The organism is Thalassotalea sp. Sam97 (genome assembly GCF_041379765.1).
Lineage (GTDB): Bacteria > Pseudomonadota > Gammaproteobacteria > Enterobacterales > Alteromonadaceae > Thalassotalea_A > Thalassotalea_A maritima.
Window position 1 is genome coordinate 2660280 of the sequence record NZ_CP166919.1, and the last position, 23641, is coordinate 2683920.

The 23641-nt window shown below is 41.8% G+C and carries 20 protein-coding genes; 8 read left to right on the plus strand and 12 right to left on the minus strand.

The annotated features are described in order from the left end of the window. Positions 1-60: 60 nt before the first annotated feature. Entirely contained in the window at positions 61-981 is a 921-nt protein-coding gene (gene rdgC / locus ACAX20_RS11865) for a recombination-associated protein RdgC (RefSeq protein ID WP_371186447.1), read from the minus strand. 78 nt (positions 982-1059) lie between these two features. Between rdgC and ACAX20_RS11870 the strand changes: the two genes are divergently transcribed. Continuing rightward, positions 1060-1389: a phage holin family protein gene (locus tag ACAX20_RS11870; protein ID WP_371186448.1), complete on the plus strand. Its 330-nt coding sequence runs from the start codon at positions 1060-1062 to the stop codon at positions 1387-1389. A gap of 81 nt (positions 1390-1470) precedes the next feature. On the opposite strand, the gene phoR is transcribed toward ACAX20_RS11870, so the two are convergent. The 3 genes from phoR to ACAX20_RS11885 form a co-directional block, all read right to left on the minus strand. Further along, positions 1471-2775 carry a phosphate regulon sensor histidine kinase PhoR gene (phoR, locus tag ACAX20_RS11875; RefSeq protein ID WP_371186449.1) on the minus strand — a complete coding sequence of 435 codons (1305 nt, stop codon included), beginning with the start codon at positions 2773-2775 and terminating at the stop codon, positions 1471-1473. A gap of 33 nt (positions 2776-2808) precedes the next feature. After that, complete coding sequence (gene phoB / locus ACAX20_RS11880) at positions 2809-3501, minus strand: phosphate regulon transcriptional regulator PhoB (protein ID WP_371186451.1); 693 nt, start codon at positions 3499-3501, stop codon at positions 2809-2811. Between the two features lie 239 nt (positions 3502-3740). After that, complete coding sequence (locus ACAX20_RS11885; RefSeq protein WP_371186453.1) at positions 3741-4688, minus strand: porin; 948 nt, start codon at positions 4686-4688, stop codon at positions 3741-3743. Between the two features lie 428 nt (positions 4689-5116). Here ACAX20_RS11885 and ACAX20_RS11890 point away from each other — a divergent pair, with 428 nt between their 5' ends. Beyond that, a complete protein-coding gene (locus ACAX20_RS11890; RefSeq protein ID WP_371186455.1) occupies positions 5117-6085 on the plus strand; it encodes a PstS family phosphate ABC transporter substrate-binding protein in 969 nt (322 codons plus the stop codon). A gap of 114 nt (positions 6086-6199) precedes the next feature. Here the strand turns inward: ACAX20_RS11890 and ACAX20_RS11895 are convergent, their stop codons facing one another. Then, positions 6200-6697, minus strand: coding sequence for a glycine cleavage system protein R (locus tag ACAX20_RS11895; protein WP_371186457.1), 498 nt, complete (start codon positions 6695-6697; stop codon positions 6200-6202). A 198-nt stretch (positions 6698-6895) separates the two neighbouring features. Here ACAX20_RS11895 and ACAX20_RS11900 point away from each other — a divergent pair, with 198 nt between their 5' ends. Further along, complete coding sequence (locus ACAX20_RS11900) at positions 6896-8545, plus strand: dipeptidyl-peptidase 3 family protein (RefSeq protein WP_371186459.1); 1650 nt, start codon at positions 6896-6898, stop codon at positions 8543-8545. A 94-nt stretch (positions 8546-8639) separates the two neighbouring features. On the opposite strand, the gene ACAX20_RS11905 is transcribed toward ACAX20_RS11900, so the two are convergent. The 6 genes from ACAX20_RS11905 to hldE all read right to left on the minus strand — a co-directional run bounded on the left by ACAX20_RS11905 (position 8640) and on the right by hldE (position 14974). Continuing rightward, complete coding sequence (locus tag ACAX20_RS11905) at positions 8640-10811, minus strand: peptidase domain-containing ABC transporter (RefSeq protein ID WP_371186461.1); 2172 nt, start codon at positions 10809-10811, stop codon at positions 8640-8642. Positions 10812-10967: 156 nt separating this feature from the next. Beyond that, complete coding sequence (locus ACAX20_RS11910) at positions 10968-11381, minus strand: hypothetical protein (protein ID WP_371186463.1); 414 nt, start codon at positions 11379-11381, stop codon at positions 10968-10970. A gap of 71 nt (positions 11382-11452) precedes the next feature. Continuing rightward, positions 11453-11683: a hypothetical protein gene (locus tag ACAX20_RS11915; protein WP_371186464.1), complete on the minus strand. Its 231-nt coding sequence runs from the start codon at positions 11681-11683 to the stop codon at positions 11453-11455. Positions 11684-11694: 11 nt separating this feature from the next. Then, positions 11695-11904: a hypothetical protein gene (locus ACAX20_RS11920; protein ID WP_371186466.1), complete on the minus strand. Its 210-nt coding sequence runs from the start codon at positions 11902-11904 to the stop codon at positions 11695-11697. A gap of 161 nt (positions 11905-12065) precedes the next feature. Next, a complete protein-coding gene (locus ACAX20_RS11925) occupies positions 12066-13322 on the minus strand; it encodes an HlyD family efflux transporter periplasmic adaptor subunit (protein ID WP_371186468.1) in 1257 nt (418 codons plus the stop codon). A 224-nt stretch (positions 13323-13546) separates the two neighbouring features. Then, positions 13547-14974: a bifunctional D-glycero-beta-D-manno-heptose-7-phosphate kinase/D-glycero-beta-D-manno-heptose 1-phosphate adenylyltransferase HldE gene (gene hldE / locus ACAX20_RS11930; RefSeq protein WP_371186469.1), complete on the minus strand. Its 1428-nt coding sequence runs from the start codon at positions 14972-14974 to the stop codon at positions 13547-13549. Positions 14975-15134: 160 nt separating this feature from the next. On the opposite strand from hldE, the gene lpxL reads away from it, so the two are divergent. Beyond that, the gene (gene lpxL / locus ACAX20_RS11935; protein ID WP_371186471.1) at positions 15135-16070 is read left to right on the plus strand and encodes an LpxL/LpxP family Kdo(2)-lipid IV(A) lauroyl/palmitoleoyl acyltransferase; all 936 of its coding nucleotides are present in this window, start codon (positions 15135-15137) and stop codon (positions 16068-16070) included. 196 nt (positions 16071-16266) lie between these two features. Here lpxL and glnE read toward each other — a convergent pair whose 3' ends face one another. Continuing rightward, positions 16267-19125: a bifunctional [glutamate--ammonia ligase]-adenylyl-L-tyrosine phosphorylase/[glutamate--ammonia-ligase] adenylyltransferase gene (glnE, locus tag ACAX20_RS11940; protein ID WP_371186473.1), complete on the minus strand. Its 2859-nt coding sequence runs from the start codon at positions 19123-19125 to the stop codon at positions 16267-16269. A gap of 302 nt (positions 19126-19427) precedes the next feature. Here glnE and ACAX20_RS11945 point away from each other — a divergent pair, with 302 nt between their 5' ends. The 4 genes from ACAX20_RS11945 to ACAX20_RS11960 all read left to right on the plus strand — a co-directional run bounded on the left by ACAX20_RS11945 (position 19428) and on the right by ACAX20_RS11960 (position 23634). Then, positions 19428-20393 (plus strand): hypothetical protein, encoded by a 966-nt coding sequence (locus tag ACAX20_RS11945; protein WP_371186475.1) that lies wholly within the window; start codon positions 19428-19430, stop codon positions 20391-20393. 11 nt (positions 20394-20404) lie between these two features. After that, complete coding sequence (locus tag ACAX20_RS11950) at positions 20405-21307, plus strand: DUF350 domain-containing protein (RefSeq protein WP_371186476.1); 903 nt, start codon at positions 20405-20407, stop codon at positions 21305-21307. Between the two features lie 18 nt (positions 21308-21325). Beyond that, a complete protein-coding gene (locus ACAX20_RS11955; RefSeq protein ID WP_371186478.1) occupies positions 21326-23068 on the plus strand; it encodes a polyamine aminopropyltransferase in 1743 nt (580 codons plus the stop codon). Positions 23069-23220: 152 nt separating this feature from the next. Further along, the gene (locus ACAX20_RS11960; protein ID WP_371186480.1) at positions 23221-23634 is read left to right on the plus strand and encodes a YjfI family protein; all 414 of its coding nucleotides are present in this window, start codon (positions 23221-23223) and stop codon (positions 23632-23634) included. Positions 23635-23641 lie beyond the last annotated feature (7 nt).

The following is a 23641-nucleotide window of genomic DNA, read 5'->3' on the forward strand; positions in this document are numbered from 1 at the left end:
ACTTAGCAAACAAGTGACTCACCTCAATTGATGGTATTGGTTTAACCTTAGCTTGCTATATTAGCTTTCTATATAAGCATCGGTCGTTAAATCAAACTGTGCTAATAAATCATCAATAAAGTTATTAAGGGTGCCAGTCATTAACGTGAAATCAGCATCTAACTTAACCAACATATCGTCATTGGGAATATCTTCGTTTTGCTCAAAAACGCTCTCGTGGAACTTAACACGTTTTACTGATAAATCATCAGCAAGCACGCACGATAACGCTTGCTCATAATCAAATGCCAACTTCACAACTTGCTTGTCAGTATTTAAATGCGCCAAGATCTCGTCAGATAATAAATCTTGGTTTTTACATTTGATTACTGCGGCATCTTCACCCATCGCCTTTAATTCGCCTTCAAAGCCAATAACAAAACGTTCAGGTAAGTTTTGCTCCAATAACCAGCTTGTCATAATAGTTTCTGCGCCAGCATCAGGGGTAAAGCTAGTAACCGGTAATGAGCCAAGGCACTTACGCAGTAACGCCAAAAAGTCTTCGGCTTTGTTGCGTGAGCTGGTATTAATAACTATGATATTTTTCTCTGCACAAATATAGCCTTGCGTATCACTGATCCGCGAAAAAGCACGCGGTAATAAGGCAAAGGTAATATCTTCTTTAAACTGCTCTTTTTCTTTCTTGGTGGCTTTACGGCTATGCTCGTGCTCAAGCTGCTCTATTTTTTCTTCAAGTTGCTCTTTTACTACCGACGCAGGTAATATTTTTTCTTCTTTACGTGCATTTAACAAGATACAGCCATTAGCATTGTGCAATAAACGGTCGCCGTGTTTGCCAAGCGCACTGCTCCAGCCAAAACGTGACATTTCAGTTTTTCCACACGGTGCAAACACGTGCTCTTGTAGTGCCTTTTCAAGCTCTTCTTCACTGGTAGTAAATGGACGGGTAAATGCAAAAATATATAAATTTTTAAACCACATGATGATATTCCTTGGCTAAGCTATCTAGAGTAGTTGAGATCTGATCAGACACTAACGAATGAAACGATAAGGATTGAGATGATAACCAAATTGATACTGCTAAGTATATCTATTTTTTTAGTGGCCAAAGTACTCGATGGGATCCACATGAAAAATGGACTAACCGCCGTGATTGTCGCCATTGTTTACTCTGTAGTTGACTTATTTCTGTGGTGGCTACTGGTGATACTGTCTATCCCCTTGATTCTCATAACGTTTGGCTTATTTTTATTTATCATCAACGCATTTTTATTATGGTTAACCGATAAAATGCTCGATGATTTTACAATTAAAAACAAACGAACCACGTTGTTGGCTTCATTATTAATTTCAGGGATTAACTTACTACTAACGGCACTAATCACCTAGTCATGACATCGATGGTGTTTTAACTATGTGATCGCTACTAACCAATTTATGTTAATGATGGTCGCGCGGTTATGGCTCAAATTAAGACACTATACGAAACGACTCTTCAACTGGAAACTCAAGACTAAAACAACTGCCCTTGCCTAGCTCTGATCTGATTTTGAGACGGCCTTTATGGTTTGTCGCGACATGTTTAACAATGGCAAGGCCAAGGCCAGTGCCACCGGTATCACGCGAGCGCGACTTATCAACACGATAAAAACGCTCACTAAGGCGTAAGATATCTTGTTCAGCAATACCACAGCCATTATCTTCAACGGAGAAAATACATTTATCATTAACCTTTTGCCAAGAAATTTTAATAGTACCAGCATGTTGGGTGTAACTCATGGCGTTAACGATTAAATTAGAGCAGGCACTTTTTAATTCCGACTCGACACCCAAAATACCGAGCTCAGGTGTAATATCGAGAATAAGTTCGTGTTGCTTTTCTTGATTGAGAAAATAGATATCTTCCATCACTGCGTCTATAAGTTTAGGCAGATTGATTTGGTGACGGATATCGTCCTCATTATGCGATTCGACACGCGATAATACCAATAACTGCTGAACTAGCCGATCCATGCGAGTAACCTGATCTTCAACAGTACGCAGGCTTTTTTGCCACTGGGTGGGCATACTATCATGATCTTGCATCATTTCGACATAACCGCGCATTACCGTTAAAGGCGTCTTTAACTCATGGGATACATTCGCTACAAAATCGCGTCGCATTTTTTCAATGCGCTTTAGTTGACTCACATCTCGAGCTAATAGCAAATATTGATCATCGCCATAATTCATGAAACGCAGTTCAAGCTGTTGATTTGGGTTTTCAGGCGAGACTAGAGCGCATGGTTCACTAAAATCTGATTTTTCAACATACTTGTTGAGCACTAGCGAGCGCACTAAGTTGGTGATGCGTTGACCCGAATCTTGCGGCCAGCGAATCCCCAATAAACGATTGGCTTTTTTATTAGACCAGCCAATTTTATAATTTAAATCTAGGACAACGGCCGCATCTGGCAGGGCTTCAGCACCATCTCGATATTGTTTAATACGAAAATTGAGCTGCTTTTGCCGGCTACGATAGTAACGAATGCGTCGGTAAATACCATCGTATACATGCCCCCAGATACCGTTCGATTCTGGAGGGTATAATAAGTTTTTATGCCATAACCACTGAATTACCGCAAGCAAATGACGGTAATGAAGCGCCAGATTAACAGCTGTCACTAACCACAAAACCAGCCAAACATGACCAAACCAGTAGCCGATAAGCGCACTGGCAAGCAATAATGCAAGCTGCTTGACGATAAACTGTCGAGCAGAGAAACGATAGATCATAAATAATGTGTTTTGGTTAGTTGGCCAACGGCGCTATGCTACTCTACTTGAGAATCGATAGCCAGCGCCACGCACCGTTTGTACAAATTCGTCGTGTCCTGAACCGGCCAGTGACTTGCGTAAACGACGAATATGAACATCAACGGTTCTGTCTTCTACATAGACGTTCGTACCCCAAACGTTATCTAACAGCTGCTCTCGCGAATAAACACGCTCTGGGTGAGTCATAAAAAAATGTAGCATTTTAAATTCTGTTGGACCCAACTCTATCGGCTTATCGTCAATGGTGACACGATGGGATACCGGATCTAACGTCAGTCCTTTAAATTCAATAAGCTCTTCGAGCGCAGTTGGTGCAACGCGACGAATAACCGCTTTTATACGGGCTATGAGCTCTTTAGGAGAGAAAGGCTTAGTAACATAATCATCAACGCCAACCTCAAAGCCTTTCACTTTATCGTCTTCATCAGAGCGGGCAGTAAGCATAATAATAGGAATGTTACGCGTGTAGGCCTGTTGTTTTATTTCACGGGCAATCTTTAACCCGCTACCGCCAGGTAACATCCAATCGAGCAAAACTAAATCCGGCAAGGGATCAACGAGATGTTTTTTCGCATCATCATAATCACAGGCCTCAATTGGGTTAAAACCATTTTGCTCTAACACAAAGGTAATCATCTCTCTGATTGGTGTCTCGTCTTCAACGACAAGAATACGGCGTTCCATAATAAATAAACCCTGACCATTGGTAGTACGCTACATGTGACTATTTTGCCTGATTTTAATGACATTTTTATGACAATGATTATAAAAATGTCACTTTATGACTCAGCCTAACAGTATGAAAAGATAATTCCATTGTCAAAAACTTAACATCGAAACAACCATGCTAACAATAAAAAAGCCACGCATCTGCGTGGCTCTACATTAGCTGTTTCTATCCGCTAGATAAGCGCGTTTATAAATTAAAACTTGTATTCAAAACCTGTAGAGATAAAGGTGCTGTCTTCATCACCTGTAATGCTCTTATCATTATCAAACGATGTTGCCCAAGCAAATACCTTCGCGTTTTTAGCAAGCGCGTAGTCTAAACCTAACGAGTAAGCCGCATAGCTCGCTTCGTCGCCGAAGTCTTCTTCTGCTGTTTGTACTTGACCTTTCAGAGTAATGCTATCGATTTTATAAGCCGCTGATACTAACAAACCTTTCGTTTGTTCACCGGTGCTGGCTTTTTCATGTTGGTGAGCAATAAAACCTAGTTTAACACCGGCAAGCTTAGTTGCTAGGTTAAAGCGCATCGCGTCTTCACCGTCTACTTCATTATCAACTGCAAATGATGCGAACCAGTCTGAATTTTTAAGGCCTTTATCACCGTAAAATACTGCAGCAGAAACACCCGCTTCACCATTTTGATCTTTATCGCCTTCAGCGACATAGGTGATACCCGCAGAGAAGTCACCGATCTTAGGCGTGATATAAGTTAACGTTTCGCCCATGCGGTTTTCACCTTTCCAAAGGTTTTTGATATCGCCTTCGTAATCGCTGAATAAATCAATTTTTCCTTGAGATTGCTTTAACATGGTGTCGTTACGACCAAGTAATACGGTACCAAAATCGCCTTTTAAACCAACGTACTGATTACGACCTTTAATGTGATCAGCGTCATCATTAGCCATATCGATTTGAACTTCCGCTTTATAAACAACACTTAAGGTGTCATTTACTTTTAGGCCACCATTAACGCCTAAACGAGAAGAATTTGATTTTACTTCTGTTTGCGACTCACCACCTTCGTCAGAAAACTGCAAACCAATATTAGCTTTACCGTAGAAATTGATTTCATCTGCAGCCATTGCTGGTGCTGACATCACCGCCATTAAAGAAAGTGCAATTGAAGTTTTGGTTAAGTTCATTTTTTTAATCCCAAACTGTAAATAATAAATATGGATAACTGGCATTCCAGTCATTTAATGCTCGCTAGTGTGCCACCGATTTATGACATTTTTATGACAAACTGTAATTAAATTGAACTTTAGACGGAAATTTAATAAAACTCTAACAAATCAAAGAAATAGACAAAATAAAATAGCAAAACACGGTGTTTAAAATATCTTCACCGCGTTCTCGCGCACGTACCGTTAATAGCGAATAAATCACATATCTGTCAGAAGCTTACGAATTAACCAAAACATTTTAACTAAAAATATAAGTCAGAAATTTTATCTTACGAAAAAATTCAAATAATTAGCAAACTGTCATCAAAGTGTCACACTCGCGCCTTAACATCATCACCATCAAAAGACTTAATTAATAACATTTATACTCTTTGTGGAGAACGATTATGAAACTTAAAAGCTTACTAACTGGCGTTGCGCTAGCTGTTGCATCGCTAGCGAGCTCTAACGCATCAGCGCTCGATGCAAATTTGCCGGTCTATGAAAAAACCAGTGGTATTTCAGGTAATTTATCATCGGTAGGTTCAGATACACTAGCCAATATGATGACGTTTTGGGCAGAAGAATTTAAACGCACTTACCCAAGCGTTAACATTCAAATTCAAGCAGCGGGTTCATCTACTGCGCCACCCGCGCTAACCGAAGCAACTTCAAACATGGGTCCTATGAGCCGTAAAATGAAATCAAAAGAAATCCAAGCTTTTGAGAAAAAATATGGTTACAAGCCAACAGCGGTTCGTGTAGCGATTGACGCTTTGGCGGTATTCGTTCATAAAGATAACCCAATTAAAGGTTTAAATATTCAACAAGTGGATGCGATTTTCTCGTCAAACCGTAAATGTAAAGGCAACGAAGATATCGATCGCTGGGGTAAACTAGGTCTTGATGGTGATTGGACGGGTAAAGACATTCAATTATACGGTCGTAACTCGGTATCAGGCACTTACGGTTACTTTAAGAAAAAAGCGCTTTGTAAAGGTGACTTTAAAAACACCGTAAATGAGCAACCAGGTTCAGCATCGGTTGTGCAGTCAGTCTCTGCCTCACTAAACGGCATTGGTTACTCAGGTATCGGTTACAAAACATCAGGTGTTCGCGCGTTGCCACTAAGCAAAAAGGGTGACAACTATGTTGAAGCAAACATGGATAACGCAGTATCGGGTGACTACCCACTATCTCGTTACTTATATGTTTACGTTAACAAGCATCCTAACAAACCACTTTCACCAAAAGAGGCTGAATTCTTAAAAATGGTCTTATCTAAACAAGGCCAGAAGATTGTTGAAAAAGACGGTTATATTCCGTTACCAGCGTCAGTTGTAGAAAAAGAATGGGCTAAACTTGGTTTGAAATAAGCGATTATCAATACCATCAAACTCTCATTGAAAAAGCCCTAAAGGTCAATCCTTGGGGCTTTTGATTATCTGGTTTTCACTTTGACTATTGGCAAATGACAATACAACGGCCAATTAACGATTGATGTCAACAATCAAATCATCTTCTATATTTTCAAGCGCTTGAATCAGTGCATCAATCTGTTGCTCTGATTGTACGGCGACGATTGCCGATGCTTTAAAAATAGCTTGCCCAAAATGAGGCGCTTTGCCCTGCCGGCTAACCAGCTTCACCAGATTACCCCGAGTTTTATGTATAACCGATGATATATCACCAATAATTCCCGGACGATCATTGGCTACAATTTCTAAAGAAATGGTTTTGTCTTGCTGATAACGCGGTTCAGTGATTTGCACATGCATTGATAAACTTGGAAACGCTTTCAACTCATAAACCAGTGCCTCTGCCTTTTCTTCACTCACTTGTACCTCAAGGATACCCGCAAAAAAACCGGATAAATGACGCATGCTACTGGTTTGCCAATTACCATCATGCTTTTTCACGATACTGGCAAGTTGCTCAACAATACCTGGACGGTCTTCCCCTAAAAACGAAATTACCACATGTCTCATGCTACATCCCTCTTGTTTACATCAACCAACGCCATTATTAAAAACAGCTGTTAACTAATTAATAACAGAGCCGTTTAGTCGGCGCAAAGACTTTTGTTGTCAAAGCGAGATTTATTTCTTAAAGTTTATGCTAACAATGAACCTGCAGTAACATATGCATCATCTATGTTATTGCCTAAAAACAACATTGGAACTTCCATGAAAAAACATAAATTAGCTGTCGCATTGATGTTAGCGACAGGACTATTCGCAGGGTGCTCTGAAAAAGCAGAAACCGCAGAACGTTATACGCTAGTAGAAAGTGCTCAACAGCGTTTAGATATCTACAAAGAAGTTACCTTAAGTGCTGATTTGTCCCATTTATCAAGCGATCAAAAAAAGATGTTGGCAATCCTTATTGACGCATCGAAAATCATGGATAACCTATTTTGGCGCCAAGCGTTTGGCGATAACAAAAGCGAATTTCTGGCTCGCATCGACGACCCAAAAGTAAAACGCTTTGTTGAAATCAATTACGGACCATGGGATAGACTTGATGGTGATAAGCCAATATTAAATGGCGTGAGTGAAAAACCTCTTGGCGCTCAGTTTTATCCAGAAGATATGACCAAAGCTGAGTTTGAGGAACGTTCATTTAACGGAAACACCGCTTTATACTCATTGGTAAAGCGCAATGATAAAGGCGAGTTATATTCAGTACCTTACTCTGAAGCATACGCAAAAGAACTTGAACGTGCCGCTGCCTTATTGCGTAAAGCCGCGACCTTCGCAGAAGACGAAGAATTTGCGAACTATCTAAAACTTCGAGCGAATGCCTTTTTATCGGATAACTACCAGCCATCGGATTTTGCATGGATGGACATGAAGAATAATCCAATTGATGTGGTCATTGGTCCTATCGAAACCTATGAAGACTTATTGTATGGCTACCGCGCGAGTTTTGAATCATACGTATTGGTCAAAGATTTAAGCTGGAGTGAAAAACTGGCGAAATACGCTGAATACTTACCACAGCTACAAAAAGACTTGCCGGTACCAAAAAAATACAAACAAGAAGTACCTGGCTCCGATGCGGATCTTAATGCTTACGACGTGATTTACTATGCCGGTCACTCGAATGCAGGATCTAAAACAATCGCCATAAACCTGCCAAATGATGAAGAAGTGCAACTACAAAAAGGGACCCGCCGATTGCAGCTAAAAAATGCTATGCGTGCTAAATTTGATGCGATCATGCTACCCATTGGTGAAACCCTGATTAGTCCAGAAGATAGAAAACACATTACCTTTAATGCCTTCTTCGCTAATACCATGTTCCATGAAGTCGCTCATGGTCTTGGCATTAAAAATACGATTAATGATAAAGGTACGGTTCGTCAAGCATTGAAAGAGCACGCATCAGCATTAGAAGAAGGTAAAGCGGATATTCTAGGTTTGTATATGGTACGCCAGCTACTCGCAGAAGGGGCTATTACCGAGGGTGAATTAAAAGACTATTACACTACTTTTATGGCCGGTATTTTCCGGTCAGTGCGCTTTGGAGCATCAAGCGCCCACGGTAAAGCCAACATGGTACGCTTTAATTACTTTGCTGAAGCTGGCGCCTTCACTAAAGATGACGCTGGCCTATATAAAGTGGATATGGATAAGATGACTAAAGCGATTGACTCATTGTCTGAGCTAATTCTAACGCTGCAAGGCAACGGCGATTATCAAGGTGTCGATCAACTCGTCAAAGACAGCGGCTTTATCAAAGAAGATTTAGCCGCCGATTTAGCTAAGTTAGAAGCAGCCAATATTCCTGTAGACATTACTTTTAAACAAGGAAAGCGCGTTTTAGATCTATAAACGTTCGCTAGCAATCTAATATAACCTAAAGCCAGCAGGCACCGCGTGATAATGGTTCTGCTGGCTTTTCCTATTTGTTCATCTCATTGGTTATCTAATTCGCCACTTGATTATAACGAGATGTCTGCATGGTCAATTGGCCATTATCTAAATGATACACCTTGTCCGCCATATTTATGGTTTCCTGACGATGAGCGATAATAATTCGAGTCATTGATAAGGCTTGTATTTGCTGATTAATTTTTAATTCATTACTTGCATCTAAATGGCTCGTTGCTTCATCCATATATAACATACATGGCGATTGATACAGCGCTCTGGCTAATAATATTCTTTGAATCTGGCCACCTGACAAACTTGCTCCCATGTCACCAACAAGAGAGCTATAGCCCATATTCATTGCTTCAATGTCGTGGTGAACAGCGGCTAGATGAGCACATTGCTTTATTTTTAAAAGGTTGGGCTGCGGATCAAAAAAGCTTATATTATCATTAATTGAGCCAGCTAATAGCGTGTCGTCTTGCATCACGGCAGCAATTTGTCGGCGATAGTGCTTTAGGCCTAGTTTTGTTATGTCGTGACCATCAAATAGCACGCGACCAGATGTTGGTTGCAATAACCCCAACATAATTTTCATCAATGTGGTTTTTCCGGCACCAGACGCTCCCGTTATCGCGATTGACTCGCCAACATCAACACTAAGATTCAAATCACTGAATAACGGCGCCTGTTGGTTATCATAGCTAAAACCAACACCTTCTAACCGTAGCTGCCCTTTAGTCTTTTGTTGACTATGGTGAACATCAGCGCAGTGTGCAGTTCCCTCTCGATAAGACTCTTGCTCTGTCAACGCAATATCAGCAATACGGTCTAAATGCAAACGCATCATTTTAAACTGTATCAGTTGTTCAATTAACTGCACAATGCGCTGAATTAACTGCCCTTTGTAAGCCATAAACGCCAGCACCATACCAACCGACAAATGCCCTGCAATTACCGCCAGAGCAGCAAGATAAACAACCAACACATTTTCTAAACCAAACAATAGTTTGTTAAATGCATCAAAGCTTATGGTTAAACGTCCTAATCGTATTTCACTATTAATGACATCGGCATATCGGTGCTGCCATATACCTTGCCTTTGCGCCTCATTAGCAAACAGTTTAATGGTTTGCATGCTACGAATATTTTCCAAAAAATGAGATTGCTCAGTGGCTGAGTTTTGGATCATCTCTTCGGTCGCTTGATGCAAAGGCCGATACAAGGCCAAGCGCACTAGAGTATATAAGGCGATGGTGCCACACACCACCATGGTTAGCGTAAGCGAATAAAACCCCATCATCACCAACACTGTTACCGCCATAATGCCGTCAACCACGGTTTCAACAACGCCTGTTGTCATTCGTTCGCGAATTTGTGCTAGTGAGCCAAAGCGGGATACGATATCGCCAATATGACGAGATTCAAAATAATTCATGGGTAGACGAAGTAAATGGTGCAATAAGTTCACCCCCATTTGCATACTTAACATGCTTGAAAGGCGCAGTATCAACCAACTTCGTAGCGTATTCGTAACAACTGAAATAATCGCAATAAGGGCGAAACCTATCGCTAACACCGACAGCAGTGATGTATCAAAGCTAATTAACACTTCATCAACAACCCACTGCATATAATACGGTGCCATTAATGCAAATAACTGTAATATCAAAGATAACGCCAATAGCTTTAATACCCCGGAGGTTAAGCCAGTCATTGCACTCCATAACTGGCTTAGTCGCATTGATAGCTTTTCTTCGCTGACTTTAAAATGTTGAGTCGGTGTTAACTCTAAACAAATGCCGGTAAATTGTTGGCTAAACTGCTCAACAGATACGGTGCGCTTGCCTTTGGCAGGATCATGAATAACAAACCGGCGAGACTGGCCACTACCACTAACTTTAGTCAGAACGACAAAGTGATTCATGTTCCAGTGCAAAATACATGGCAGTTTAAGTTGATGAACTTCTTCTATAGGGCATTGTAGCGCGCGACTTGCTAACCCTAGGCTATCAGCAAGATCGATAAGCTGATGTAATGTAGTCCCTTTTAAGCCGACGCGATAACGTTTGCGCATCGCTGGCATATCTAACTGATGGCCATAATAGCTCGCTACCATTGCCATTGATGCTAAGCCGCACTCTGCAACTTCAGCTTGCAGGATGAGCGGAACTGTTTTTAATGAGGAAAAATTAAGTAAGCTGGTTACTGATGTTTTGTCTTCCATAACAATTTATTTCGCAACATGTAAAAAGATCTTGTTGCGCCCCTATTTTTATAAATCAAATTACAAAAGGTTAAATTATTGTCTCATACCAACCTCTTCAACCAACTATTTCAATTAATATTATTTAGTTAAAATAGGTTTGATATGCTATATAAATCAATCAGGTGTCCCTATCGCATAATGTCTAAGCAGAATGGTTGTAAATAATATTGAGAACATTAAACAACCAATAAATAACAAGTAATGTTTAGTGCTATGTCCATATAAAGAAAAACATATAATCATTGATAACCCCAATGTAGCAGTTAACATAAGCACTCTAAGGGATGCTGAGTTTTGAGCGTTTAAAATCTCTTTATCTCTAAAAATGAAGGCAGAGATTCTCAAAATAGGTAGATTTTTATGATCTTCAGCAAGTACTTCCCCTTCTTGATATATATATGCTTTTGAACTAATCAATAAGGTAATAAGAAATAACAGTGCGCTGACTATAAAATTAGTAGTTTGTAAGGCTTGAAATAGAAAACTAAAACAGATTATTAAAGATGCGTAACAATATACTTTTTTCATGTTGTTTCCTCATTATTTAATGATAAATTGCATCAACTAGCCTCTGCTAGCCGATGCTAAATTTAAAGTGTTTAGTTTGATTCCGTATAATCCATCACAGCATCAGCCGCTCCAATAATCGCGCCGATTCCCATTCCAATAAGCCCTCCAACTAACGCTCCGGGAGGACCTGCAAGTGCCCCTCCAACGGTTGCTCCTACACCCAGCCCGCCCACAGCACCAGTAGCCCCGCCCTCTCCGGCAGCCTGACTTATGCTTCCGCCTGTAATAATAGTTAACTCTTCAGTATGTAAATCTCGCATCACCTTCTCCTTTAGTTTGTAAGCCAGCTATAAATTGCACCTGCCACTGCACCTGTAGCAACAGCGGTTAGAGTCACAGGTGCTGTCACTGTTATCCCGACAGCGATAGCAGCACCAACTGCAGTAGCGCCCACTCCAGCTCCTGTCAACCCACCTGCGGCTACATCCCAACCATCGCCACCAACAACCAGTTCAACTTCCATCGTGTTTAATTCACGCATAATATAACTCTCCTTGTATCTGGCATAATGTGCCAGGTTAAATAACAGCCCTATACACGGGCTGTGTAACGTTGATTGAAATAATGAAATTTACCCACTATTTCAACCTCGACTCTTCAATGAATTGCATAAACCAAACTCATTGAAAGAATATTTAACGATTAGCCTAATCGTCCTTGTATGCTGTAAATAGGTTCTAATAGCCATGCCATAAGCGAGCGTCGCTCGAGCATTATATCTGCTTCAAATAACATGCCACTTCGTAAATCAAAGGTTTGTCCATAGGCAGCAATATATTGCTGTTTAAGTTTTGCTTTTAATCGATAAACGGGCTCTTGAAGCGCGACAGGAATTTGAATTTCATTCGGCGTGACAATGGCGTTATCGATACGCACTATCTCACTTTCAATAAAGCCAAAACGCTGATAAGGAAAGGCATCAAAGCGCAGTCGAGATAACTGGCCTTGCTCAACAAAGCCTGCCGATCGTGTAGGCAATAGCAGCTCTGCAATAAGCTCTGCGCCTTCAGGTAAAATATGCATTAATGGGCTAGACTGCGCCTTAATAGACGATAGCGCTTGTCCTTCAACCACCTGTAGCGCCATTACCGTACCTGCTTGACTGGCAACAACCGTATAGCGATAACTGCTGTTTATTTGGGCAAGTTGCTGCTGCAAATCAGCCTTTTGCCGTAATAGCTGATTGATGGTTAGCGTGTAGGTTTGCGGCAAATTAGCCTTTTCAAATGTTAACTGTTTAATGTGATTATTTTGCTGCACTATGAGACGAGAGATCTGATAATGCTCTTGCTGCGCGTCCATTAATGCTTGTTGGTGACGCTCTGTTTCAAACTTAGAGAGATAACCTTGCCGTTTCAGAGATTCCATATCCCGTTGTTTAGCGCTAAGTAATATTAATTTTTCAGCAGTAAGCTGTTGCTGCGCAATTAATGCGTGCTTTTCCTGCGCTAAATCTTGCAACTGCTGGTCAAAGTTAAGGCTTTGCTGTGTTTGAATGGTTTTATATTGTTCGATTTCAGCGTCTAATAAGTGTAATTGGGTATCGTATTGGCTTTGTAATTTGTCATTTAGTGCTATACCGTCAGCGGCGTTATTGGCAATAATTAAGGTTGCTAACGCATCCCCTTTTTGTACGTTACTACCAACATCGACCCACAGCTTCTCTATGGTACCACCTTGCTGAGCAAAGCTTTTTATCATACCTTTGTCGGGTGCTAAGAAACCTCGCACAGTTTGTTTTCGTGCATATTCCGCTGTTGATAGAAACACGATAATGAGCAAAGTGACAGCGAGTAACACCCCGACACTTACTTTAATGGATAATGGTTGATTAAGGGCAATGGCCCCACTGAGGCGCTGGCTTTGATGAGCTAAAACTTCCTTACGAAATAATGACATATCAACTCCTTTTGAACATATCCTATAACTAAAGCTAGGTAATGATCGAGAAGTCGTCAAATTTACACCGCTAAAAATTCAATAAAAATTTTGCAACACAATCAATGATATAGCTATGCCTAGAAAACAATCATTGCTAAGCTAAAAATTTCCCATAAAAAACGCCATCAGCATAAGCTGATGGCGTTAATATTATTGCGTTATATTTACTAATCTCGTGATAATTAATCTTCTAAGCGAATGGTGTTAATAATCTCCGTTGTTGAGATACCCTCTTCAAAGTTTAGTACTCGCACTTCACCACCATTGTCAATCACTTCCTTACCACCGGCAATTTGTTCGATTTCATAATCACCGCCTTTAACGAGAAGATCAGGTAATATATTGGCAATCAAACGTTGTGGTGTATCTTCGCTAAACTTTACCACCCAGTCGACTGCGCCAAGTCCAGCAAGTACCGCCATGCGACGATCTAACGAATTCACTGGTCGGCCGCTGCCTTTTAAACGCTTAACAGAATCATCGTCATTAACTGCGACAATTAATCGATCACCTAACTCAGCTGCGTGGCTTAAATAACTAACATGACCAGCATGCAAAATGTCAAAGCAGCCATTGGTCATAACCACTTTTTCACCACGTCGTTTGGCTTGTTCGATAATAATTTTTAGTTGCTCTTCGCTAACTACGCCATTGCCGCTTTCTTGGCCCACTGACAATGCTTGAGCTATTTCCACTTCGCTCACTGTTGAAGTCCCAAGTTTACCAACCACAATGCCTGCAGCAATGTTGGCGAGTGCCGAAGCTTGACAATAAGAGCTACCCGCAGCTAATGCCAAGGCAAGTGTCGCAATCACCGTATCGCCTGCGCCCGTTACGTCATAAACTTCTTTCGCTTGAGTAGGAATGTGTAGTTCAGGCATATCTGGGCGAATCAGCGTCATGCCTTTTTCTGAGCGGGTCACCAAAAGCGCTTGCAGCTCAAGATCGATAAGCAGTTGTTGGCCTTTTTCAACGATTTCGTTTTCATCTCGGCACGGACCGACAACCTCTTCAAACTCGGCCATATTCGGGGTAATTAATGTCGCCCCTCGATATTTAGCGAAATCAGAACCTTTTGGATCAACAACCACTGGGACGTTTTGCTGTCGAGCGATAGCAATTAACTCTTGCACCTCAGATAATGTTCCCTTGTCATAATCAGACAGTAACAATAGGTGATGTTGGCGAATATTCTCGGCAACAAAGTGAGACAATGCGCCTTTATCTAGGTGATGTAATGACTCTTCAAAATCCAAACGTAACAACTGTTGATTGCGGCTTAACACCCGCAATTTGGTAATCGTTGGTACCGACTCATGTTGCATAAACTGACATATCACATCCATCGAAGACAACCGGGTATCTAACGCCTGGGCGACATCGTCTTTACCGGTGATTCCAGACAAGGTTACCTGCCCGCCTAACGCGGCAATATTGAGTGCCACATTAGCCGCCCCACCCGGTCGTTCCTCTCGCCCACTAATTTTAACAACTGGCACTGGGGCCTCTGGTGAAATGCGACCGGTAGGTCCTGACCAATAGCGGTCAAGCATCACATCTCCTACGACCAGTACGCGCGCATGACTAAAATTAGGAATATCTACTTTCATACCTGTTTCCAAAGTGGGTATAATTAACGTTTGACAGCTTACTCAGTACAATTAAATCAACATCATGTCGTCTATTGTACGTCAATTAGCCGAGTTATCGGTTACTGTTTATGTTATTGGGTATAGTGTACCATAAGCTTTTCATTGAGTAGACCGAACCTTGAGTAAAAACAAATCGTTACAAACCAAATTTAAAGCCAGCTTCCTCCTGCCAAAATATTGGCCTACTTGGCTTGCTGTTTTCTTGCTATACCTGATCTCTTGGTTGCCGTTTAAAATGCAGTTAGCAATGGGCGCTGCTGTTGGACGCCTATTTATGAAACTCGGCGGTAGTCGTTTAAAAGTCGCCAAGAAGAATATCGAAACCTGTTTTCCAGAGCTTAGTGCCAAACAACAGCATGATATGCTGGTAGCAAATTTTGAGAACACAGGCCGAGCGTTGTTCGAAACAGGTATAGGCTGGTGGTGGCCAGAGTGGCGCATCAAACGCAAAGTCAACGTGGTCGGCTTAGACATTCTTAAACAGGCGCAGCAACAAGGCAAAGGTGTGTTGCTACTAAGTTTGCACAACTTAAGCTTAGAAGCATGTGCTCGCGTTATCGGTCACATTCACCCAACCGTGGTATTTTATCGTCCGAACCATAATGAACTTATGGAGTACTTTCAGCACGCAGGTCGCGCTCGTTCAAATAAATATATGCTCGACAAGTCGGATGTTCAAGGTATGAAAGATGCCTTAGCCGACGGTGAAGTATGTGTTTACTTACCCGACCAAGATTACGGCAAGAGACGCTCTATTTTCGTACCGTTTTTCGGCGTTGAAAAAACTGCCAGTACCATTGGTACTTTATTGTTCGCGAAACAACCTAATGTACGCACCATCATGGCTGTACCATCACGCTTGCCGGACAACAGCGGTTATCAAATCGAGTTTGTTGATGGTTTTGAGAACTTCCCTAGTGGTGATGACGAAGCCGATTTAACGCACGTCAACAACATACTTGAAGAGAATATCCGTAAACAACCTGAACAATACATGTGGTTGCATCGCCGCTTCAAGTCACGGCCAAATTCTGACGATCCTAAGTTTTATTAACAACGGCTATTGCAACGATTAATATCAACAATCACAAGCATAAAACATCATGGTTCTAGAGCCTTAGTTTTATCGCTTGTGATTAGTCACGTCATTGGGTTTGGTTCTCGGCTACGTTATCAACCTCACGCTTCGTTCAACCAGTTTCCCCTCGGGCTTTCTAAACGAGTTATCGTGAGTCGTTATCCGAGACAAATTATCCCAAGTACTTGTCCCAGCAGCTTATCACCTGCTGCCTAAGCTCATCAAAGTCCGCCTGAGACACCAACGTTGGTTTATTTTGCAAGGTTAATGCATGGCCTTTATCTCGCAAACTACAGTATGCGTTAATTAATTGCTGGCTTTCCCTTTGACTCAATAGTCCGGCTTGATGTAATTGTTCAAACATCCGCACATTGTCAGAGAATTGACACAAATTTGGCTGCTTATGGCAATACTTTAAAAGCAAGAACTGCGCTAGAAATTCGATATCCGCTAAGCCACCTTGCCCTTGCTTAATATCAAAGACTTGGTCATCGCTTTTATCTAAATGCGCGCGCATTTTTTGCCGCATCTCGATCACGTCTTGGCGTAGCTGTATTGAATCTCGTTCTTGGCTAAGAATGTCTTGACGGATAGTATCGAAACCTTGCTGTAAGGCGCTATCACCATAAATAAAACGTGCTCTGGTCAATGCCTGGTGCTCCCATGTCCACGCATCGTGTTGCTGATAGGTCGCAAACGTATCGACGTGAATCACCATTAAGCCTGAATTTCCCGACGGACGAAGGCGCATATCTATCTCGTACAAAATACCACTCGCCGTTCGGGTATTAAATAAATGCATGACCCGTTGTGCCAATTTTAAATAAAACTGACTGCTTGGGATCGATTTTTCGCCATTAGTGTGATCTTGAGGGTCACATTGATGGATAAACACTAGGTCTAAATCGGAGCCGTAACCTAGCTCGATACCACCAAGTTTGCCGTAACCGATAACCGCAAAACGTTTATCATCACTGCCTAGGGTCGAATTTGGTTGACCATAGCGGTGTACCATTTGTTGCCACGCCAAATTCACCGCCATGGTAATGACACTTTGCGCTACGGCGGTTAAATGATCACTAACCTGCATCACCGGTAAAATACCGGTTATATCTGCTGCCGCTATTTTTAAATGTTTAGCTTGCTTAAATTGTCGTAAAGTTTCCATTTGCGCTTCTAAATCATCTTCCGGAACCCGCATCATTTGCTCTTGTAAATGGCGCTGGTAGTCCGCTAGTGATGGAATAGCATATAGCAATTTTGGGTCAATCAGTTCATCAAGCAACAACGGATAACGTGACAAATAATCGCTGATCCAACTGCTCGCACGGCATAATCGAATTAGCTGGCTAAAAGCTGGAGGGTTTTCTAGCAACAATTCCAAATAGACTGTGCGGGTGACAATTTTACTAAGTACCTGTAATACCCGCTGTAAGCTCACCAAAGGTTGCACTTGCTCTGCGAGTAAATGCAATAAGGCAGGGATTAATTTATCCAAGATAAGTCGACCACGATTGCCAATGCTACGCTTTTTGACATCATCGCGAAAATCATCCAAGGCTTTATATATTTTGTCAGCTGGCCACTCTGGCTGATGCTCGGCAATAAACTCAGTGGCATCTTGAGGTTGCCAATCGGCTTGCCATAATGTTTGCCAATGCTCTTGTGCCGACTGGCTGTGACCATTTTCTTCGCCAATTAATAAGTTAAACTCGCGATTAACCGCTTGCATATGTTGTTCACAAAGGCTGAGAACCTGTTGCCAATCATCGGCGGCCAACAAACTGACTAAGCGTGCCTGATTTAATTCATCGCTCGGTAATTGCTGGGTTTGCTGATCGTTAAACGCTTGTATTGCATTTTCTATGCGTCGCAATACGTAATAGGCATGCTCTAGTTGTTGCCTCGATGTGACCGATACACAATCATACTGTTCAAGCAATGCTAACGCGCGCATACAATTGCGTTGCTGCAGTTGTGGAATGCGACCTCCTCGCATCAACTGAAATACTTGCACAATGAACTCTATCTCACGAATACCGCCAATACCCAGTTTGATATTTTGTTGCAATTGGCGGCGCCTTGCTTCTTGAGCGATCATCATTTTCATTTGTCGCAAGCTTTCAATAACGCTGAAGTCTATATAACGTCGATAGACAAACGGACGCAGCATATCTCTGAGTTGTCCATGATATGGGCTGTCGCCAATTAAACGCGCCTTAAGCATTGCATAGCGTTCCCAGTCTCGACCTTGCTCTTGATAATAGGTTTCCATAGCAGCAAAGCTAAGTACCAAAGGGCCACTGTCACCAAATGGACGCAAACGCATGTCAACACGATAGACAAAACCATCGACGGTAACTTGATCGAGCGCAGCAATTAACTTTTGTCCCAGCCGCGTAAAAAACGTTTGATTATCTAAGCTACGCCGACTGCCTGATGTTTCGCCGTTTTCAGGAAAGCAAAATATTAAGTCGATGTCGGAAGAAAAGTTCAACTCTCTGCCACCTAATTTGCCCATGCCATAAACCAATAAAGGCTGCTCGTTACCCTGTGCATCCTGTGGGATTCCCCATTGTTCGGCACAGCGTTTATATAACCAATTATTTGCCGCACAGATGAGCGTATCAGCTAAGTGTGATAAGTTATAAAAAGAAACTTCGATAGGTGCGCCAGCACACAAATCCACATAAGCTATGTGGGTCATATACCTGTTGCGTAACTGCCTTAATACTTGATGAAGCTCTTGTTCTGAGCGACAAGCATCCACTTGCTCATGTACCGTTACCGTCAGGTCAACGTGCTCACTAAACATACTTGCTTGTCGAAATAACTGGTCGATAAGTTCAGGGTGTCTAATCAGGTTTTCAGCAATAAAATCACTCATGGCGAGTGCATATTTAAGTTGTTGCAACTGATTACTATCGAGCTGTTGCACGAGTTCCGTAGCGTACTCACAAAGGCGACGAAAGTAGCCTTCTTGCTTGGCATGCATTACCGCAGGTAAGGTATCAGGCACATCTTGGCGCATGGTCTTTCTCTTAATAAACTATCTGAACATCAATTTAAGGTTAGCCTTATGCTAACGCATTGTAGGCATTTGCTTAACTTTATTTAACGTGACTTATTATCATTGAAGCCTCACGCAATCTGTAATCAGCAAATTTTAATGATATACGACTTTGCTATAGACATATTATGTCAATTGACGTAGTCTTTTCTCACCGTTGACATGATGACATAATAACGTCCTTATTGTTATCCTAGATACGCACCTAACGTCATCTCCTAGATAAAGGTAAGATTTTGACAACAAAAGGAAAGTTGGATTTAATGCGATATTTTTATTTACTGCTTTTAGCTTTATCCATGTTACTCAGTGGATGTGGCGATCCCAACCAAGCTAAATTTGATGAGCAGTTACCTCTCACCGAACAGCGTTTAGCACAGCTAGCTAATGCGCTCAATAAGCAAGATATCCGCAATGCGCGCTTAATCGATAGTTATGCCGATACCTTAATTGCCCAAAAGCCCAATTTAGCACCAATCATCAATGAGTTTCGCAAAGATGCCAGCAGTGAAGGACCTATGTATCAAGGGTTACTGCAACGTCTGAATGAAGTTAAGCAGCAACCAGATCTATTTGAGTCCAGCGAAGCACGATTGAATGAATTACAAACCATTTATCAAGCCGCAGATAGTGCGATATTTTCTGATGCACTCAGTGATCCTCTCAATGTGCTAGCTGACATGTCAGACGGTGAACTACCACGCGTTAATTCATTATCAAAACAGCAAGCGCTTGCAGCCAATGGTGCCGAGGACTTTGGCGTTGGTTCGCAATTAATCGGTAACCCAGCTTATGGCCAATGGCAAACCAACAGCTCTGGCATGTCATTTTGGGAGTGGTACGGCATGTATGCGCTAATGAGCAATCTATTTGGTAATGACCGTGTCTATTATGATCGCTGGGGACGCAAGCGTGGTTATAGTTACTATCATGACTATGGCCGTTCATATTACACATCGGCGAGAAAATATCGCGCTCAACAACAGCTTGAAACTCGCACGCGAAAGTCATTTGAACGTCGTGGACAAAAATTTGAAAGCACTTATGCCAAGCCTCGCACTGGCTCGTCAGGCTTATCAAGACAAAGTAAGACCGCACAACAAGCCAGTAAATTCAGACAAACCAGTAGCAGTAAATCTAAATACGCAAGTAAGTCAAACTATGCGAGCAATTCAAGCTTTAGAAACAGTAGAAGCACTACCACACGCAGTTTCAGACGTGGCAAATAACAGGAAGAATAATGGATAAATTACTTAACATTACCACCATCAACCAAGATTTATTAATCATTCTCGCTATTGATGTCGCCATTGCTATTTTGCTACTAACCGCTATGCGTTTTATCTCTGGTTTTACCGCCAAAGTTAGCACTAAGCATGAGCTAGCTAAAGAAGACAATTTCGCCTTTGGGATCAGCGTCGCCGGTTCAATTTCGGCACTGGGTATCGTCTTATCTGGGGCAATCACCGGAGAAAGCGCTGATAGCTTTACAACAGAAGCCATAGGCATGCTCAGTTATGGCCTGCTTGGTTTAGTGCTGATTAAGTTTGGTCGTTTTGTTCACGACAAATTAGCGCTAAACAAACTCGATAAGATGACAGAGATCCGCAACCGCAATATCACGGTGGGTATCGTTGATGCGGCAAGTGCCATCGCCACCGCAATTGTTATTCGCGCCGTGCTGATCTGGGTCGATGGATTAAACATTTACACCTTTGTCGCGATTTTCAGTGGCTTTGTGGTATCGCAAGTGACCTTAGTATTAATCACTCGTATTCGTGAAACGCATTATGCTCGCAACAACCAAAATGACTGTATGCAAGAAGCCTTTGTTGACGGTCAAGTCGCCCTTGCCTTGCGCTATAGTGGGCAAATTATTTCCACCGCATTAGCGATGACTGCGGCCAGTTACTTCCTTATTTACACGCCTGAGACCATCGTTGAAAACTTATTGGGCTGGTTAGTATTTGGCTTGCTCATGACCGTACTGGTGTCGTTTTTAACCTATTTCGCCAAACGTATTATCCTTATCGGAATTAACACCTTTGAAGAAGTAGACCAGCAACACAACATTGGTGTTGCCGCGGTAGAAATGGCTATCAGTATCGCGATTGCAATGATATTAACCGGCTTAATGGCCTAACCCATTACGGTAAATCACGTGCAATCAACATCAGGGCTAGTAAATAAAGCTCAACAACGTATCTCATCTCGACTATTTTGGGACGATGCGTTGTTGATGCTAACCATGGCTGTGCTAGCTGGCTGTGGACTTATCTACGAATACTTATTGTCGCATTATGCTGGGCGCGTATTAGGGATAATGGAAAGTACCATCTATGCGATGATCGGCTTAATGATCGTCGCTATGGGACTTGGATCATTTGCTGCACGTCTTGTAAAAGATGCGTTTCAAGGTTTTGTGGTATTAGAGCTTATTATCGGTTTACTTGGCAGTGCATCGATTTTAATTATTGCTAGCCTGATTGGCTTCACGCAAATTTTACCGCAAACCATCGCCGATTTATTAGCCCTACCTGCCGACGCCCTGCCTCAAGGAGGCATTTTTAAGCAACTCAGTGCCTTAGCATTGAAAACGCCCTATGTATTTGGCTTTATTCTCGGCTTTTTTATCGGCATGGAAATTCCCTTAGTTGCGCGTATTCGCGAGATCGTTCACCAACAACATTTAGCGCATAACTTTGGCACTATGTATGGCGCTGACTACATCGGCGCAGGCATTGGTGCAGCAATTTGGGTGATATTCTTATTAGCCATGGATATTTCCAAAGCTGCGGCGTTAACGGCAACACTTAACTTGCTCGCTGGTAGTTTTTTTATCATGCGTTTTTGGTCACGCTTACGCTATCGCAAACTTCTGCTGATTTTACATACAGGTTTATTGGTGATGCTGTTGCTGGTTCATCAACTCGGCGATCGCTGGCTTAATGAAATGAGCAATTTATTATTTCTTGATAAAGTCACCCACAGTGAAAAAACTCGCTACCAGCAGCTAACGTTTACAGAACGGAATATGGGTAATGGCGAGCCCGTAATCAATTTTTACTTAAACGCTCGTTTGCAATTTTCCTCCAGCGATGAGTTTATCTACCATAGCTATTTAGTCACCCCAGCGTTAGCGGGTTCCGCACGCCAGGAAAATATTTTAATCATTGGTGGTGGCGATGGCTTGGCATTACGAGATGTACTGAAATGGCCGGTAAAAAATGTGACATTAATTGACTTAGATGAACAGCTAGTCAATATATTCAAACAACCTGAGCAACATTTACCTGAGTCGCTAGCACGTCGAATCGAAAACCTAACCCAGGGCAGTTTACGCGATCCTCGGGTGCAAATTATTAACGATGATGCGTTTTTGTATATCGATACCTTACTCTCTTCAGGGCAAGTATTCGATGCCATCATTATCGACTTACCCGATCCAAGTCATCCTGATTTAAATAAACTTTATTCGGTAAACTTTTACGCACGAGTAAATCAATTGCTGGCCGGTGATGGCCTACTGAATGTCCAATCTACCAGCCCTTATCATGCAAAAAATGCGTTTATATCGATTGGCAAAACATTACAAAAAGCCGGATTTAATCATGTTGAACAGCTTCACGATAATGTGCCAAGCTTTGGGGAATGGGGCTGGAGTATCGCCAGTAAAGTAGGTGCTAAGCCATCTGCTCGCATACAACAATTAACGCAGTTCCCGATCGAGCACCAATGGCTTTCGTTACCGCTATTACGATCTGCTTTTATTTTCCCAAATGATTTTTACAAAAACGCCGATCAAATCGACGTTAATTATTTAGGCTCACATCAAATATATCAGTACCATCAGCAAGCATGGCAAAACCAACAGGGGTTAAATAATGCAAGTTTACAGCAATAGCTAACTAGAGCTCATCATTAACCCTATGAAAAATATGATATAAGCTTAGCTTACCGGTAAACAAAAAAACTATTGACATATTATGTCTGGGTGCTAAAGTTACTCATGCGACATATTATGTCGCTAAGCAATAATCGTAAATGAGGATAATAATGAACATTCATAACATTGCTGACCACCTAAACGGACTTGGAGATAACTCATTCACAGGTTTGTCATTTGACTGTCAACCGATCTCGGGCGACGTCGATGTATTACAAATTACCATTGAAGGGCGTGAAGAGTTACCGATATTTTTATCTGTTACTGATGATCAAATACTTTGCATCACCTATCTATGGGGCGAAGGCGAAGTCAAAGCAGAAAAACGCACTGAGATGCTAGAAGCAATGCTAGAAATGAGCATTCCTATGCCATTATCTTCATTTTCAAAAATTGCCGATAAATACGTTATCTTTGGTGCATTATCAACATCATCGGCATTTAATGACATTGAGCACGAATTAGCCGTGCTAAGCAACAACGCTATCGAAGTGATAGCAGATATGGACGAATTTTTAGTTTAAGCGGAGT